The sequence below is a fragment of the Falsiroseomonas sp. CW058 genome (genome assembly GCF_050563535.1).
GTDB lineage: Bacteria > Pseudomonadota > Alphaproteobacteria > Acetobacterales > Acetobacteraceae > Falsiroseomonas.
Genome location: NZ_JBNXUO010000024.1, coordinates 66,184 through 80,987, shown reverse-complemented (window position 1 = coordinate 80,987; position 14,804 = coordinate 66,184). Strand labels below are relative to the sequence as shown.

Sequence of the window (14,804 nt, the reverse complement as noted above, 5' to 3'; positions counted from 1 at the left end):
GGGGGGGGGGGGGGCCCCCCCCCCCCCCCCCCCCCCCCCCCCCCCCCCCCCCCCCCCCCCCCGCCCCGGGGGGGGGGGGGGGGCCGCGGCCGGGGGGGGGGGGGGGCGCCCGCCCCCCCCCCCCCCGCCCCCGGCCCCCCCCCCCCCCCCCCCCCCCCCCCCCCCCGCCCCCGCCCCCCCGCCCCCCCCCCCGCCCCCCGGCCCCCCCGCCCCCCCCCCCCCCCCCCCCCGCCCCGAAAGCCTTGCGAAAGAAGGGCTTAGCCGGCCTTCCGCGCGCCGATGCCAGCGAACTTCTTGTTGAACTTGGCGATCTGGCCGCCGGTGTCCATCACCCGCTGCTGGCCGGTCCAGGCCGGGTGCGACTTGGGGTCGATGTCGAGCCGCAGCGTGTCGCCGGGCTTGCCCATGCAGGACCGCGTCGTGAAGGTCGTCCCATCCGTCATGATGACGGTGATGTCGTGGTATTCGGGGTGGATGTCGGGCTTCATGACTGCGCTCGCGCCGGGTGGGCCCGCCGACGGTGACCGGCAGGCACGGGAGCGGCGCGTATAGGGGAGGTCGCCGGGCCGTGCAACCTCCGGCGTCTTGCCGCGGGCGGGGCGGCGCACGATTCTCCCCCGATGCCCCATGACGCTTGCGGATGCGGCCACGATGCCGTCTTCACCGGGCGGGATCCCGCCTTCCGTCGCGCGCTGCTGATCGTCATCCTCCTCAATGCCGGGATGTTCCTGGCGGAGATCGCGGCCGGCGCGCTGGCGCGGTCCCTCGCGCTCGTCGCGGACAGCCTGGACTTCGCGATGGACGCTGCGACCTACGGCCTGTCCCTGGCGGTGATCGGCATGGCCGCCGCGGCGCGGGCGAGGGCCGCGCTGCTGAAGGCCGCGAGTCTCGGCCTGGTGGCGGCCTGGGTGATCGGCGCCGCGGCGTGGCGCGTCTTCGTGGAGGGCGTGCCGGAGGCGGTGACGATGGGGGCGGTGGCGGTCGCGGCCTGCGCGGCCAACCTGCTTTCCGTCGCGCTGCTGTGGCGCTGGCGCGAGGGGGATGCGAATGTCCGGTCCGTCTGGCTGTGCAGCCGCAACGACGCGATCGGCAACCTTTTCGTGCTCGCGGCCGCGGCCGGCGTCCTCGGCACCGGCACGCGCTGGCCGGACCTGATCGTCGCCGCGGCGATGGCGGCGCTGTTCCTGAACACCAGCCTCGGCGTCGCGCGCCGCGCCATGGCGGAGCTGCGCGGCGATGCGCCTGCGCACGCGCGACACGCTGCCCGGTTGCACGCGCAACACGCTGCCCGGTTGCACGCGCAACACGCCGCCGGGTTGATTGACCCCCCGCCGCCCCGACCCTAGCGTCCCGCGACGCCAACAGGGACCCCAGCCGCGTGAACCAGGCCGTCTCGCCCGCCGATTCCGGGCGCCCGCTCAACATCCTCTCGATCCAGTCCTGGGTCAGCTACGGGCATGTCGGCAATGCCAGCGCCGTCTTCCCGCTCCAGCGGCTCGGCGCCGAGGTCTGGGCGGTGAACACGGTGCAGTTCTCGAACCACACCGGCTACGGCGCCTGGCGGGGCAGCGTCTTCGGGGCGGAGCTGATCGGGGAGCTGGTCGAGGGCATCGCGGAGCGCGGCGCGCTGCCGCGCTGCGATGCCGTGCTGTCCGGCTACATGGGGTCCGCGGAGATCGGGGAGGCCATCCTCTCGGCGGCGGGGCGGGCGAAGGCGGCCAATCCGGGCGCGATGTACTGCTGCGACCCGGTGATCGGCGATGTCGGGCGCGGCGTCTTCGTCCGCCCCGGCATCCCCGAATTCATGCGCGACCGCGCGCTGCCGGCGGCCGACATCGCCACCCCGAACCAGTTCGAGCTGGAATGGCTGACCGGGGGCGCGGTGACGACGCTGGCCGGGGCGAAGGCGGCGGTGGCCGGGCTGCAGGCGCGCGGGCCGCGCTGCGTGCTGGTGACCAGCCTGCGCGTCGAGGACACGCCCGCCGACGCGATCGACCTGCTGGCAGGCGAGGCGGGGGAGTTCTGGCGGCTCCGCACGCCGCTGCTGCCGCTGAGCGTCAACGGCGCGGGCGATGCCATCGCCGCGCTGTTCCTGTTCCACCGCCTGCGCTGGGGGGAGGCGCGGGTCGCGCTCTCGGCCGCCGCATCCTCCATCCACGGGCTGCTGCGCCGCACCGCCGAAGCCGGCTCACGCGAGATCCTGACCGTGGCGGCGCAGGAGGAATTCGTGACGCCAAGCCGGGTGTTCCGCGCGGAACGCTGCTGAGCGGCACGGCGCATCCATCCGCCCGCTCGGCCGTTCAAGGCCCGCATTCGGCAGGAGGCGGCGATGACGGCAGGCGGCGAGATCCGGGAGCACATGCGGGTGCTGGGCGCGGATGGCGGCGAGGTCGGGCGCGTGGACGGGCTGGAGCATGGGCGCATCAAGCTGACCCGCGTGGATGACCCGGTGGGGCACGGCGCGCACCGCTTCATCCCGCTCGGCGCCGTGGCGATGGTGGAGGGCGACGTCGTGCGCCTGACGCTGCCGGCCACGCAGGCCCGCGCCATGGCGGCGGGCGGCAGCGCGCCGGAGCGTCTGGAGGAGGGCTTCGCCGGAACCGGGGATGCGGCGGCGCTGAACCAGGCGGGCGTGGGCGATTCCTCCGCCGCGGCCGCGAACGGGCCCGGCAGCGGCAACATCCGCGGCGGCGGGACCACGGCGGGGCGGCAGGGGCTGGCGGGCGGGTCCGCGCATGGGGGCGGCACGGGGGGCGGCGGGACGACGGCCGGGCATCTCGGCTCCGGCCCCGGTTTCCGAGGCGACCCGAACATGGACCCGAGCGGGCGAGGGGAGGTGTAGGGGCCCGGGACGGCCGGGCGGAGGGACCGGGCCCGGGCGGCCCCGGTCGACGGCCGGCCGAAAGGGTCCGCGACGGTCGCGCCCCGCCCGTCCTGTTGGCCATGCTGGCGGGGCAGCCGTCGCTGGCCGCGCCCGACAAAACACGGAGTGTCCCGACAAGCCGCGCGCCGCCGCCGCCTGTAGAGCCGTGCTCCCCACCGCGGCCGGACCTGTCCCGCCACGCGGTGCCGCGTCAGGAGCACCCGCCTTGTCCTTGTCCGTCAGCTACACCGAGATCACGCCGAACCCGCTGTCCAACCTGGCGGTCACCGCATTTACGTTCTACATCGCGCCAGTGCTGGTGGACCTGGTGGGCGATTCGCGGGCCGATCTGGTCATCAGAGGCGGCTTTGGCCCCCTGCAGCTGTTCGAGAACACCGACGCCGGATTCACGCTGGTAGACGGCAACCTGTTCGACGTGACCGGCCAGGGCTTCGGCTCCACCGCGGCCTTCACCGATCTCGACGCCGACGGCGACCTCGATGCGGTGTTCCTCGGCGGCTACGGCGGAATGCAGGGCTTCGAGAACGTGGCGGGCAGCTTCGTGCCCATGGCGACGAACCCCTTCGCCAACCTGTTCGGCTACGTGCGGACGATCGGGGCCTTCATCGACGTCGACGAGGACGGCGACGCGGACCTCCTCACCGGCGCCGACATGATGGGCCTGTCCGCCTACGAGAACAGCGGCGCCGGCTTCGACGACGGCTTCCCCTCGCTGTTCGATGGCCTGTTCTACAACATTCCGGGCAGCCTTGCCGTCAGCGACCTGAACGGGGACGGCAAGCGCGACCTCGCGCTCCTGATGATCGACCACGTGACCTACGCGCTCACCCTCGTCGCCTTCGAGGTGACGGGCGGCAGCCTCGTTCCCTTCGACATCAACCCCTTCGCGGACCTGCCGGTCGAACAGTATTCCGTGCCGAGCTTCGGCGACATCGACGGCGATGGCGACGACGACCTCCTCCTGACCTACGATACCGGCGAGATGCGCGTCTTCGAACGCGACGGCTCGCCGGTGGTCAACGCCGCGCCGGTGATGGCGACGCTGGCGGGGGCCGGCTTCGCCGAGAACGGCACGGGCGCCGTCGTCGCGCCGCTCGCCACCGATGCCGATGGCGACACGCTGGCCTGGTCGCTGTCGGGCATCGACGCGGCGCTGTTCGACATCGACGGCGCGACCGGCGAGGTGACGTTCAAGGAGGCGCCGGATTTCGAGACGCCGGCGGATGCGGGCGGCGACAACACCTATGACTTGGTCGTCACCGTCTCCGACGGCACCGCGACCGACAGCGAGCAGCTTTCCGTCACCGTCACCGATGTGGCGCAGGAGCCCGCCATCGGGTCGGCGCTGGCGGACTCGCTCGTCGGCGGCGCCCTCGCGGACACGATCGAGGGCCTTGGCGGGGACGACACGCTGGACGGCGGCGCGGGTGCGGATGTGTTGCGCGGCGGCGCGGGCGACGATGTCCATGTGGTGGACGATGCCGGCGACGTGGTGACGGAGCTTGCGGGCGAGGGCACCGACCTCGTCTACGCCTCGGTCGACTGGGTGCTGGGCGACCATGTGGAGGGGCTGCGCCTGGCGGCCCGCGCGGTGCACGGCACGGGCAATGGGCTTGGCAATCAGCTCACCGGCAGTCAGCGCGCGAACCATCTGTCCGGGCTCGAAGGCGACGACACGCTCGTCGGCGGCGGCGGGGCGGACACGCTGGACGGCGGGCTGGGCGATGACCGGCTCGACGGCGGCGCCGGCAACGACAGCATGACCGGCGGCGCGGGCGACGACCGCTACTATGTCGACAGTTCCGGGGATGTGGTCGTGGAGCAGGCCGGCCAGGGCCAGGACCGGGTGCTGGCCTCCTCCAGCTTCGTGCTCGGCACCGATGTCGAGATGCTGCAACTCATCGGCGGCACGGCCGCGGACGGCCGGGGCAACGCATCGCAGAACCGCATCGTGGGCAACGACGCGGCCAACCTGCTGGAGGGAATGGCGGGCAATGACGTGCTGGTGGGCGGCAGCGGGGACGACACGCTGACGGGCGGCGAGGGCATCGACAGGCTCGAAGGCGGCGCCGGCGCCGACGTGTTCCGCTTCCTCGTGGCCGGCGAAGGGGCTGACAGGATCGTCGGCTTCACCCCGGGCGCCGACGTGGTCGAGATCTCGGCCCTCGGCTTCGGGGGCGGGCTGGTCGCGGGCGAGGGGCTGGACGCCGCGACGCAGTTCGTCTCCGACCTGCTCGGGCGGCCGGTCGGGTTCGCGGCGCAGTTCATCTACCAGGAAACGACGGGACGGCTGTTCTGGGATGCCGATGGCAGGGGCGCCGAGACGCGCGTGCTGCTGGCGACCTTCGACGGCCACCCTGCCCTGCAGGCGTCGGACATCGTGCTGATCTGACAGTGCGCGGCATGGCGGCAGGGTCCGCCATGCCGCGCGCCGCCGGCCGCGCCGCCGCGTTCAGGCCCCCGCCGTGCGGCTGCCCGCGGGCGCGACCGGACCGCCGATCCCGACGCCGTCGAGCGCGCGGCGCACCGTGCCGTCTGCCTTCGCGGCCTCGATGAAGGCCGTGGCCCAGGCGAGCGCGAGCGGCCTGCCCCGCGGCACCGCGACGGCGGTGCCGAGCGCGTGGAAATGCCCGTCCACGATGCGCGCGCCCGACAGGCGCGGCAGCAGGCTTTCCAGCGATTCGCGGCCGAGCGCCACGGCATCGACCTCACCCGCCTGGAACTTCGCCACCATCTCGTCGAGGCCGGCGGTGGCGACGAAGGTGGCGCGCGGATGGGCGCGCTGCGCGGCGCGGAGCGTGGTGGTGCCCGCGACGCCGCCGACCCGCACGCCGTCGCGGTTCGCGTCGTCGGCATGGCGAAGCGGGCTGTTCCCGGCGACGAGGTAGGTGCTGACCGAGAGGTAGTAGTCCGGTCCGAAGGCGACGCGCGCGGCGCGTTCCGCATCGACCGGCATGAAGGACAGGTCCCAGCCCGGCGGCGCCGAGGCGCCCGCCTCCGTGACCGCGCCGGAGGAGGGGAAGGCGACCACCTGCAAGGGCAGGCCGAGCCGCCGCGCCGCTTCCTCGGCCAGGGTTACCGTCACGCCGCGGGGCGACCCGTCGGGCTGGCGGAGCGCCCAGAAGGCCGAGGCCGCCGGCCCCACGCCGATGCCGACGCGGAGCGTGCCGGAGGGCGCAAGCTCCGCCCGCGTCGCGGCATCTGCGGGCTGCGCGGCTGCGCGGGTGGCGAGGAGGCCGCCCGTGGCGGCTAGCAGGGTTCGGCGACGCATGGCGTGGGTCCTCCCGTTTGGCTTCGGGCGACGTTGCGCCTCCCGCGCGGGCGCGCAAGCCCGTCCTGCGTCAGGATGGCGCGCGCGGGCTTGAAGCGGCTGGGCGGCGGGGCCAATTCGCGGGGGACGGTCCGGGCCCCTCTGGCGTGTCGCGCAACCCGCGGCACGCGATGTCGGACCTCCACCTTGCGGCGCTGCCGCGATCTGGAGGCTTGGAGGCGATGGCTCACGACACCATCCAAGGCGGGCGGCGCGGCATGGCGGCGGTGCTGCGCGCGGTCGGCGCGGCACTGCTGCTGATCGGGCTTGCGGGCTACCTGCTGCCGGCGGGGCCGGTGCACTGGACGGCGCTGATCCCGGCCGCCCTGGGCGCGGTGGCGCTCGGTGCGTCGCTGTTGCGGCCGGGCCCGGTGGCGGTCGCCGTCGGAGTCGCGGTTTGCGCGCTGGCGTTGTTCGGCGGCGGCACGGCCCTGGCGCAGGTGCCGGCGCTGCTGGCGGGCGAGGCGGGGGCGGCCACCGCATTCCGTGCGGCCACCGCGGTGGTGGCGTTGGCGGGGCTGGCGGGCATCGCCTTCGCGGCGCGTCGCCCGGCGCGGGTGGCGTGACATGTTCTCCGACCTGATCGCCTGGATCGTCGCCGTCTTCCTGCTCGGCCCGTTGCAGGCCGAGGTGCATTCGAAGCTGGAGGCGGCGCGCGCGCCGGCGGCGGTGATGCAGGGCGTGACCGCCTGCGCGGTCGCGGCCGCGCCGGGGCTGGCGGACCGCGCGGCGGCCGATCCCTGGTGGGCGGTGACCTCCGTCATCGGCGTCTGGATCGGCACCACCACGCCCGAGGCCGTGCTGCGCGATGCCGCGCCGTCCTGTGCGCCGGCGCTGGCGGCGGCGCGGCCCTTCCTGGGGTAGCCTGCGGGGGTAGCCCGCGGGCGGATTGCCGGCAGTTCAGGAACATCCCGGTTGCCGCGGGTGGCCGGGCCTGTCCATCATCGCTCCCACCTACCCGGGAGACGAGACGATGGCCCTGAGGATTTCCCGCCGTGCCGCGCTGTTCGGCACCGCCGGCGCGCTTGCCGCGCCCGTCATCAGCGTCGCGCAGGCGCAGCAGACCTTCGAATGGGTCGCCGGGTCGGTGGGCGGCGGGTGGTACACGATGGCGGCCGGCCTCTCCTCCCTGATCGCGGAGGAGAACCAGGACCTGCGGATCCGCGTGGTCCCGGGCGGCGGCCTCGCCAATTCCACCCGCGTCAACAACAACCAGTCCGCCATGGGCTGGGGCATCGACACCTTCACCGCCGCCGCCGCACGCGGCGAGGATCCGTACAGCGCGAAGCACGAGAACCTCCGCAGCCTCGGCACCGGCTACAGCCCGACGGAGCACAACCTGGTCCGCCGCGCCGATGGCGGGCCGGAGGGGATGCGCGAGATCCTGACGCAGCGCGGGCTGCGCATCGCCTGCCCGCAGCGGTCCAGCACGGATGAGATGACGCTGCAGCGCATCCTGCGCTTCTTCGGCACATCCCCCGACCAGATCCGCGCCAATGGCGGGCGCTACCTGAACGGCAGCTATGCCGACATCGCCGCGGCCTATGCGGATGGGCAGGTGGACTACCTCTACGCCGCGCTGGCCAAGCCCGCCGCCATCCTGACCGAGATCGGGCAGGGGCGGCGGCCTTCGCGCCTGGTCGGCTTCCCCGACGACCTGCGCCGGCACCTGATCGAAACCCATGCCTATGCCGAGGGCCGGCTGCCGGCCGCGACCTATCCGAGCCTGCAGAATGCCGACCTGATGGTGACGACGATGGACAGCGTCATCCTGGCCCACCACACCCTGCCGGACGACGTGGCGTACCGCATCACGCGCACGCTGATCCGCAACCGCGGGCAGCGACTGGTGAACATCCATGCCAGCATGGGCGCCTGGGACCCCGCGACGTCCTGGCGCTATGCCGGCGTGCCGCTGCACCCGGGCGCGCAGCGCGCCTTCCGCGAAGCAGGCGCGATGCCGGCGGCCTGAAGGCCGGGGGTCTGGACGAAGGGGCGCGGGTTTGAGGCAGCTTTCCGGGCCCCTGAGATGGGTCTGCTGGGCATGGGCCGCGGCCGCCGCCGCGGTCCATCTCTATTTCGGCGGCACGGGCTTCCCCGAGCCCATCCAGATGCGCGGCTTCCACCTGCTGGTCTTCACGCCGCTGCTGTTCCTCCTGTACCCGGCCTTCCCCGCGCGGTCGCCGCGGCACCGGCCTTCCTGGCCGGACTGGGCCTGGGCGGCGGCATCGGCGGTGCCGCATGGCTGGGTGATGTGGAACTGGATGTCGGTCGCCGACCGCATGGAATACGTCGATCCCTTCACGCCATTGATGATGGTGCTGGGCATCACCGCCATCGTCACCCTGCTGGAGGCCATCCGCCGCGCGGTGGAGCCGGGTCTGGCCTGGATGGTGGCGGGCAGCCTGGCCTACATGCAGTGGGGCTACCTGATCCCCGGCGTCCTCAACGCGCGCCCCTTCAGCCCGGCCGAGATCGTGGAGGCATCCTGGCTGGTCCCCACCGCGGGCGGGATCTACGGGCCGCTGACCGGCATCGTCGCGACCACCATCGCGGTCTTCATCCTGTTCGGCAGCTTCATGCAGGGCAGCGGCACGGGGCGGCTGTTCTCCAACCTCGGCGCCGCGGTGGCGGGGCGCTACACCGGCGGGCCGGCGAAGGTCGCCGTCGTCACCTCCGGCCTGTTCGGGACGATGAGCGGGTCTTCCGTGTCCAACGTCATCACCACCGGGGCGATGACCATCCCGCTGATGGTGCGGGTCGGCTACCGCCCGGCGGTCGCGGGCGGGATCGAGAGCGCGGCGTCGGTGGGCGGGGCGCTGATGCCGCCCGTGATGGGCGCCGCCGCCTTCGTCATGGCGGAGATCACCAACATCCCCTACGGCGAGATCGTGGTCGCGGCCGCGGTCGGCGCGGTGCTGTACTACTTCGCCATCCTGTCCGCGGTGCATTTCGAGGCGAAGCGCCTCGGCCTTTCCGCCATGCCGCTGAAGGACATCCCGGCCTGGCGCGAGGTGCTGGCGGATGCGCATCTGGTGCTGCCCATCGCCGTGCTGGTCTGGCTGATGATGGAACGCTGGTCCGGCAACTTCGCCGCCTTCTGCGCCACGGTCGCGATGGTGCTGGTGGCGATGCTGCGCCGGCGCAGCCGCATGTCGCCCTTCGCCATCCTCGACAGCCTGGCGCAGGCGGGGCTGACCATGGCGCCGCTCGCGGTGTCGATCGCGGGGGCGGGGATCGTGGTGTCGGCGTTGACGGCCACCGGCATGGTCGTGGCCTTCGGCGGCATCATCAAGGGGCTGGCGGGCGGCAACCTGGGCATGCTCCTCGTGCTGCTGGCGCTGACCGTGCTGGTGCTCGGCCTCGGCATCCCGACCACGCCATCCTACATCATCGCCGCCGCGATCGGCGTGCCGCAGGTGCTGGAACTCGGGCGCGGGCTCGGCGTGGACATGTTGCAGGCGCACCTGTTCACCTTCTACTTCGCGGTGATCGCGGATGCGACGCCGCCCGTGGCGGCGGCGGCCTTCGCGGCGGCGGCCATCGCGAAATCGAGCCCGACCATCACCAGCATCCACGCGACCCGCTTCGGCATCGCGGGCTTCACGGTGGGCTTCGCCTTCATCTACGACCCCGGCATCATGCTGCGCGGCGGCCTGTTCGACATCCTGATGGCCACCGGAATCCAACTGGCGGCGCTGACGCTGATCACGTCCGCCTATGCGGGCTTCCTGCTGGCGCCGATGGGCGTCCTGCTGCGGATCGCGCTGGGCGCGGCGGGGCTGATGGCCGCCTTCGGCCATGTGCTGGACGACACCACGCGCTTCCTGCTCGGCGCCGGCGCGCTGGCCGGGGTGGCGGCATGGCAATGGGCGATGGCACGCCCGAAACGGGGAGAGGCGAGATGATGAGGACGACCGTGCTGGCATTGGGCGCCGCGCTGCTCGGGCTGCCGGCGCTGGCGCAGACCATGGCCGCGCCGGGGCCGACTCTGGCGGCGACGCGGGCCAAGGGCTTCGTCGATTGCGGCGCGCATCCCGGCGCGCCCGGCTTCGGCGTGACCGACAGCCGCGGCGTCTACCAGGGGCTGGAGGCCGACACCTGCCGCGCCGTCGCCGCCGCGATCTTCGGCGACGGGAACCGGGCGCGCTTCACCGTCGTCACCTCCGCCGCGCGGCTGCCGGCGCTGCAGTCGGGCCAGATCGACCTGCTGCCGCGCACCACCACCTGGTCGCAGTCGCGCGACACGGCGAACGGGCTGAACTTCACCGCCACCACCTTCTACGACGGGCAGGGCTTCCTGGTGCGCCGCTCGGCGAACCTCCAGCGCGCGACGCAGCTCGACGGCGCCTCCATCTGCGTCACCTCCGGCACCACGAACGAGCTGAACCTGGCGGACTGGGCGCGCAGCAACCGCCTCCAGATCCGTCCCGTGGTGTTCGAGCAGAACGACGAGACGCGGATCGCCTACGAGGCCGGGCGGTGCGACGCCTTCAGCACCGACGCGTCCCAGCTTGCCGGGGTCCGCAGCGCGCTGCCGCGGCCGCAGGACCATGTGGTGCTGCCCGACATCATCTCGAAGGAACCGCTGGCGCCGGCGGTGCGCCATGGCGACGACCAGTGGTTCGACATCGTGCGCTGGACGATCTTCGCGCTGATCGAGGCGGAGGAGCTTGGCGTCACCCAGGCCAATGTGGACGAGATGCTGCGCAGCGAAAGGCCGGAGATCCGCCGGCTGCTCGGCGTCTCGGGCGACCACGGGCCGTTCATGGGACTCGATCGGCGCTGGGCCTACAACGCGATCAAGGCCGTCGGCAACTACGGCGAGATCTTCGAGAGGCATCTCGGCCGCAACACGCCGATCGGGCTGCAGCGCGGGCTGAACGATCTCTGGACCCGTGGCGGGCTGATGTACGCGCCGCCGATCCGCTGACCTCCGCAGCCCGGCCGCCGCGCGGGACGCGGCGCCGGGCCAGGGGGCGGCGGTCAGCCGCCGGGCAGCTGCACCTGCTGGTCGCCCTGGCCGCGCATCGCCCAGCCGGTGGTGCGTTCCTCCAGCGCGACGGCGACGACGTACATCAGCACGCCCATCACCGCCGTCACCATCAGCCCGGCGAAGACCAGCGGGACGTCGAAGCGGGAGGAGGCGAGGATCATCAGGTGGCCGATTCCCTTGTTGGCGGCCACCGTCTCCGCGATGATCGAGCCGACGAAGGCGACCGTGATCGCGATCTTCAGGGACGCGAAGAAATAGGGCATCGCCCGCGGCAGGCCGACCTTTCGGATGATGTCGCTCGGCCGGGCGCCGAGGGCGCGCAGCACGTCCCGCAGTTCGGGCTCCACGGTCGCGATGCCGGTGGCCACGTTCACCACGATCGGGAAGAAGCTGATCAGGAAGGCGGTGATGACCGCCGGGACGGTGCCGATGCCGAACCAGATCACCAGGATCGGCACCACCGCGACCTTCGGGACGGAGTTGAAGCCGATCAGCAGCGGGTAGAGCCCGTGGTAGAGCAGGGTCGAGCTGCCGATGGCGATGCCGAGCAGCAGGCCGAAGACGATGGCGAAGGCGAAGCCGATCAGCGTCGTCATCAGCGTCTGCCACGAATTGTCGAGCAGCGGCTTCCACCACTTCACCATGCTCGCCGCGATGTCGGTCGGCGCGGGCAGCACGAATTGCGGGACGCCGAAGGCGCGCACGCCGGCTTCCCAGACCAGGAACATGCCGATGATGACGAGCCAGGGCAGCGCGGCCTGGAGCCGGCGGCGGCGGCGCGCCGCCGCGGCCATCGCTTCCAGCCGCGCCAGCGCCTCGGGCGAGAGGGTGGGGTCGTCGCGGGTCGCGGCGGCGGGCCGGACCAGGGTGGCGGCGTCACTCGGCATGGGCGATCTCCTCCCCCTTGCGGGCGGCGCTGATGTATTCGCGCAGGTCGTGCACCAGCGAGACGAAGGCGGGCTGGTAGGTGGTCTCGAGGTCGCGCGGGCGGGGCAGGTCCACCTTCCGCTCCGCGATGATGCGGCCGGGGCGGGACGACATCACCAGCACGCGGTCGGCCAGGTAGGCGGCTTCCCGCAGGTCGTGCGTGACGAGGATGACGGTGGGCCGGCGTGCCATCCAGACATCCTGCAGCACGGCCCACAGATCCTCGCGCGTGAAGATGTCGAGCGCGGCGAAGGGCTCGTCCAGCATCAGCAGGGCGGGTTCGTGGATCAGCGCGCGGCACAGGCTGGCGCGCTGCTGCATGCCGCCCGACAGCTGCCAGGGGAACCGCTTCTCGAACCCGCCGAGGCCGACGAGGGCGAGGAGGTCGCGGGCCCTCTGCTCGTACATGGCGCGTTCGGACCGCAGGCGGCGGCGATGGGGCTCCACCACCTCGAGCGGGAGCATCACGTTGTCCAGGATGTTGCGCCACGGCAGCAGGGTGGGGTTCTGGAAGGCCATGCCGGCGATGGAGAGCGGGCCTGCCACCTCGTGCCCCGCCACCACCACGCTGCCCGCGGTGCAGGGCCAGAGCCCGGTGACCAGGCGCATCAGCGTGGACTTGCCGCAGCCCGAGGGGCCGACCACGGCGACGAATTCGCCCTTCGCGATGTCCATGCTGCAGCCCCGGAGCGCGAGCGTGCCCTCCACGCCGCCATAGCGCATGGCGACCGAACTGATCTCGACGAAAGGACGCTCCATCCAAACCCCCGCTCGGCCGCCCGCATGCGGGCCGCGCCGGCCACATGCCAGGGGCGTGTGTGCGGCACCGGAAGGGGGGCGCGCAAGGGCGCAGGGCCGCGCGCGGGGCGGCGGGCCGCGGCGGCAGCCGGGCGGGCGCCTTCCCCATGGGCAGCCTGCCCGTGGATTGGGCGGGCTCAGGGGGCGCCGAGCACCCCGGCGCAGGCCTGAGGCAGGCGGGGCGGCGGCCCCGGGCGGGCCGGCGCGGCCGGCGGGCGCCGCGCCTCGGCCGTCAGCCACCAGTCGAGCGAGGCGTCGCAGCCATCGCCCGCGGGCGGGGGCGCGATGTCGCGGCAGTCCGGGCTGCCGCCAGGGCAGCGCAGGCGCACATGCATGTGGCTGTCATGCCCGCGCCATGGCCGCACCCGCCGAAGCCAGGGGGCGCCGCGATGGTCGGCGCAGAGCCGGCGCTTGATGGCGTGGTTCACCAGCACGCGGTCCACCTCCGGCGCCTCGGCGGCGATGCGGATCAGCGTCGCGTGGCGCGGTGTCCAGCGCGCCGGGTCCACGCCCGACTCGTCGGGCAGGACGAGCGAGGGAATGGACAACTCCTCCCGCTGGGCGGGCGGGACGCGCGGCTTCGGCCGCAGGTCGAGCCAGATGTCGATGTCGAGGCCGGTCTGGTGGCTGGCATGGCCGAAGGGCATCGGCCCGCCGCGCGGCTGCGCGATGTCGCCGATCCAGAGATCCGGCAGCCCCGACGCCCGCGCCCGCCCCGCGACATGCGCGACGAGGTCGAGCGCCGCGGGATGGCCCCAATGGCGGTTGCGGGAGGTGCGGATGGCCTGCCAGCCGGGCCCGTCCGGCGGCAGCGCCACCCCGCCCGCGAGGCAGCCGAGCGAGGTGCCGCCGATGGCCTGGGGCGGGCCGGCCGATGGGGTGGGACGGGCCGCCCAGTCCGCGGCGCGGGCCAGCGGCGGGTCGGCCGCGCGGGCGGGCAGGGCGAGGGCGAGCAACAGGAGGGCAACGAGGATCTGGCGCACCACCCGACCATAGCGCGGCATCGGGCGGGCGATCAGGGGAGGTCCGACATGCGGGCGCGGTCCCCCGCCCAAGGATCGACCCTCCCCCGGGGCGCGGGGGAGGGTCCTGGCGGGCGGGGGAGAGGGGTGGGGCGCCGTCAGAAGCGCCGTTCGTAGACCGTCACGACATCGCCGGGCATCAGCAGCGCCTGGCGGGTGGCGCGGTATTCCTGCGCGCGCCCGTCCTCGCCCACGCGGGTGATCGCGACGTAGTCGCGCAGCGCCCGGTAGTTGAAGCCCCCCGCCACCGCCACCGCGGACAGCGCCGTCATGCCGGGCTGGTAGGGGAACTGCCCGCCGCGCTCCACCTGGCCCAGCACGAAGACCGGGCGGTAGGTGACGACCTGCACCGCGGCCGAGGGGTCACGGAACAGGTTCTTCTCGCGCATCGCGGTCTCGATCGCGCGTTCCACCTGGGTCGTGGTGCGCCCGCCGGCGCGGACGGCGCCGATCAACGGCAGGTTGAGGGTGCCCGCGTCGGTCACGCGGAATTCCCCGGTCAGGCGCGGGTCGTTGAAAACGGTCACCCGCACCTGGTCCTCGGGGCCGAGGCGGTAGTCGGACCGCGTCGAGTCGGGCAGGGGCGGCAGGTCCCCGCCGGGGTTGGCGCAGGCGGCAACGGCAAGCACGGGCAGCAGGATGGCAAGGCGTCGTGTGGTCATGGCGGGCGGTCCTCTCTTCTCTCTCCACCGGTTCCGAACGCGGCCAGACGTTCGTGCCAGAGGCGACGCGCGGAGGGGGATCGCGTTTCCTTGCGATGGCGGGTCATCACGGCCTTGTTTGCGACAACGCGGAACCGATGCCGATCGGATCGGTTGAGAACCCGGCGTTGTGGTCCGCGATGACGGTGGATCAACACGCCGTGCC

15 protein-coding genes are annotated in these 14,804 nt (G+C 73.4%); 9 read left to right on the top strand and 6 right to left on the bottom strand.

Annotation, left to right across the window (positions count from 1 at the left end):
• Positions 1-257: 257 nt before the first annotated feature.
• Complete coding sequence (gene rpmE, locus ACK8OX_RS18245) at positions 258-488, bottom strand: 50S ribosomal protein L31 (protein WP_430665661.1); 231 nt, start codon at positions 486-488, stop codon at positions 258-260.
• 132 nt (positions 489-620) lie between these two features.
• Here rpmE and ACK8OX_RS18240 point away from each other — a divergent pair, with 132 nt between their 5' ends.
• The 4 genes from ACK8OX_RS18240 to ACK8OX_RS18225 all read left to right on the top strand — a co-directional run bounded on the left by ACK8OX_RS18240 (position 621) and on the right by ACK8OX_RS18225 (position 5,276).
• Positions 621-1,346, top strand: a complete 726-nt coding sequence (locus ACK8OX_RS18240; RefSeq protein WP_430665660.1) for a cation transporter — start codon at positions 621-623, stop codon at positions 1,344-1,346.
• A 32-nt stretch (positions 1,347-1,378) separates the two neighbouring features.
• Complete coding sequence (gene pdxY, locus ACK8OX_RS18235; RefSeq protein ID WP_430665659.1) at positions 1,379-2,266, top strand: pyridoxal kinase PdxY; 888 nt, start codon at positions 1,379-1,381, stop codon at positions 2,264-2,266.
• Positions 2,267-2,329: 63 nt separating this feature from the next.
• Positions 2,330-2,842: a DUF2171 domain-containing protein gene (locus tag ACK8OX_RS18230; RefSeq protein WP_430665658.1), complete on the top strand. Its 513-nt coding sequence runs from the start codon at positions 2,330-2,332 to the stop codon at positions 2,840-2,842.
• A gap of 247 nt (positions 2,843-3,089) precedes the next feature.
• Positions 3,090-5,276: a hypothetical protein gene (locus ACK8OX_RS18225; protein ID WP_430665657.1), complete on the top strand. Its 2,187-nt coding sequence runs from the start codon at positions 3,090-3,092 to the stop codon at positions 5,274-5,276.
• A 60-nt stretch (positions 5,277-5,336) separates the two neighbouring features.
• Here ACK8OX_RS18225 and ACK8OX_RS18220 read toward each other — a convergent pair whose 3' ends face one another.
• Entirely contained in the window at positions 5,337-6,155 is an 819-nt protein-coding gene (locus ACK8OX_RS18220; RefSeq protein ID WP_430665656.1) for a transporter substrate-binding domain-containing protein, read from the bottom strand.
• Positions 6,156-6,376: 221 nt separating this feature from the next.
• On the opposite strand from ACK8OX_RS18220, the gene ACK8OX_RS18215 reads away from it, so the two are divergent.
• The 5 genes from ACK8OX_RS18215 to ACK8OX_RS18195 all read left to right on the top strand — a co-directional run bounded on the left by ACK8OX_RS18215 (position 6,377) and on the right by ACK8OX_RS18195 (position 11,127).
• Entirely contained in the window at positions 6,377-6,760 is a 384-nt protein-coding gene (locus ACK8OX_RS18215; RefSeq protein WP_430665655.1) for a hypothetical protein, read from the top strand.
• Position 6,761: 1 nt separating this feature from the next.
• On the top strand, positions 6,762-7,058 hold the full coding sequence (locus ACK8OX_RS18210) for a hypothetical protein (RefSeq protein WP_430665654.1): 297 nt from the start codon (positions 6,762-6,764) through the stop codon (positions 7,056-7,058).
• A 109-nt stretch (positions 7,059-7,167) separates the two neighbouring features.
• Positions 7,168-8,166: a TAXI family TRAP transporter solute-binding subunit gene (locus ACK8OX_RS18205; RefSeq protein ID WP_430665653.1), complete on the top strand. Its 999-nt coding sequence runs from the start codon at positions 7,168-7,170 to the stop codon at positions 8,164-8,166.
• A gap of 31 nt (positions 8,167-8,197) precedes the next feature.
• A complete protein-coding gene (locus ACK8OX_RS18200; RefSeq protein ID WP_430665652.1) occupies positions 8,198-10,102 on the top strand; it encodes a TRAP transporter permease in 1,905 nt (634 codons plus the stop codon).
• Positions 10,099-11,127: an amino acid ABC transporter substrate-binding protein gene (locus tag ACK8OX_RS18195; RefSeq protein WP_430665651.1), complete on the top strand. Its 1,029-nt coding sequence runs from the start codon at positions 10,099-10,101 to the stop codon at positions 11,125-11,127. Before ACK8OX_RS18200 ends, ACK8OX_RS18195 begins: the two co-directional genes overlap by 4 nt.
• A gap of 53 nt (positions 11,128-11,180) precedes the next feature.
• Here ACK8OX_RS18195 and ACK8OX_RS18190 read toward each other — a convergent pair whose 3' ends face one another.
• The 4 genes from ACK8OX_RS18190 to ACK8OX_RS18175 form a co-directional block, all read right to left on the bottom strand.
• Complete coding sequence (locus ACK8OX_RS18190; RefSeq protein ID WP_430665650.1) at positions 11,181-12,077, bottom strand: ABC transporter permease; 897 nt, start codon at positions 12,075-12,077, stop codon at positions 11,181-11,183.
• The gene (locus ACK8OX_RS18185) at positions 12,067-12,876 is read right to left on the bottom strand and encodes an ABC transporter ATP-binding protein (RefSeq protein ID WP_430665649.1); all 810 of its coding nucleotides are present in this window, start codon (positions 12,874-12,876) and stop codon (positions 12,067-12,069) included. Before ACK8OX_RS18185 ends, ACK8OX_RS18190 begins: the two co-directional genes overlap by 11 nt.
• Before the next feature lie 176 nt (positions 12,877-13,052).
• Positions 13,053-13,919: a penicillin-insensitive murein endopeptidase gene (gene mepA, locus ACK8OX_RS18180; RefSeq protein WP_430665648.1), complete on the bottom strand. Its 867-nt coding sequence runs from the start codon at positions 13,917-13,919 to the stop codon at positions 13,053-13,055.
• 116 nt (positions 13,920-14,035) lie between these two features.
• The gene (locus tag ACK8OX_RS18175) at positions 14,036-14,599 is read right to left on the bottom strand and encodes a polysaccharide biosynthesis/export family protein (protein WP_430665647.1); all 564 of its coding nucleotides are present in this window, start codon (positions 14,597-14,599) and stop codon (positions 14,036-14,038) included.
• Positions 14,600-14,804: the final 205 nt, after the last annotated feature.

What these genes read in the sequence shown, in the direction of transcription:
- ACK8OX_RS18175 (WP_430665647.1), bottom strand. Translation starts at nt 14,599, where the DNA reads ATGACCACACGACGCCTTGCCATCCTGCTGCCCGTGCTTGCCGTTGCC.
- ACK8OX_RS18215 (WP_430665655.1), top strand. Translation starts at nt 6,377, where the DNA reads ATGGCTCACGACACCATCCAAGGCGGGCGGCGCGGCATGGCGGCGGTG.
- rpmE (WP_430665661.1), bottom strand. Translation starts at nt 488, where the DNA reads ATGAAGCCCGACATCCACCCCGAATACCACGACATCACCGTCATCATG.
- ACK8OX_RS18185 (WP_430665649.1), bottom strand. Translation starts at nt 12,876, where the DNA reads ATGGAGCGTCCTTTCGTCGAGATCAGTTCGGTCGCCATGCGCTATGGC.
- ACK8OX_RS18210 (WP_430665654.1), top strand. Translation starts at nt 6,762, where the DNA reads ATGTTCTCCGACCTGATCGCCTGGATCGTCGCCGTCTTCCTGCTCGGC.
- mepA (WP_430665648.1), bottom strand. Translation starts at nt 13,919, where the DNA reads ATGCCGCGCTATGGTCGGGTGGTGCGCCAGATCCTCGTTGCCCTCCTG.
- ACK8OX_RS18205 (WP_430665653.1), top strand. Translation starts at nt 7,168, where the DNA reads ATGGCCCTGAGGATTTCCCGCCGTGCCGCGCTGTTCGGCACCGCCGGC.
- ACK8OX_RS18240 (WP_430665660.1), top strand. Translation starts at nt 621, where the DNA reads ATGCCCCATGACGCTTGCGGATGCGGCCACGATGCCGTCTTCACCGGG.
- ACK8OX_RS18230 (WP_430665658.1), top strand. Translation starts at nt 2,330, where the DNA reads ATGACGGCAGGCGGCGAGATCCGGGAGCACATGCGGGTGCTGGGCGCG.
- ACK8OX_RS18220 (WP_430665656.1), bottom strand. Translation starts at nt 6,155, where the DNA reads ATGCGTCGCCGAACCCTGCTAGCCGCCACGGGCGGCCTCCTCGCCACC.
- ACK8OX_RS18195 (WP_430665651.1), top strand. Translation starts at nt 10,099, where the DNA reads ATGATGAGGACGACCGTGCTGGCATTGGGCGCCGCGCTGCTCGGGCTG.
- ACK8OX_RS18190 (WP_430665650.1), bottom strand. Translation starts at nt 12,077, where the DNA reads ATGCCGAGTGACGCCGCCACCCTGGTCCGGCCCGCCGCCGCGACCCGC.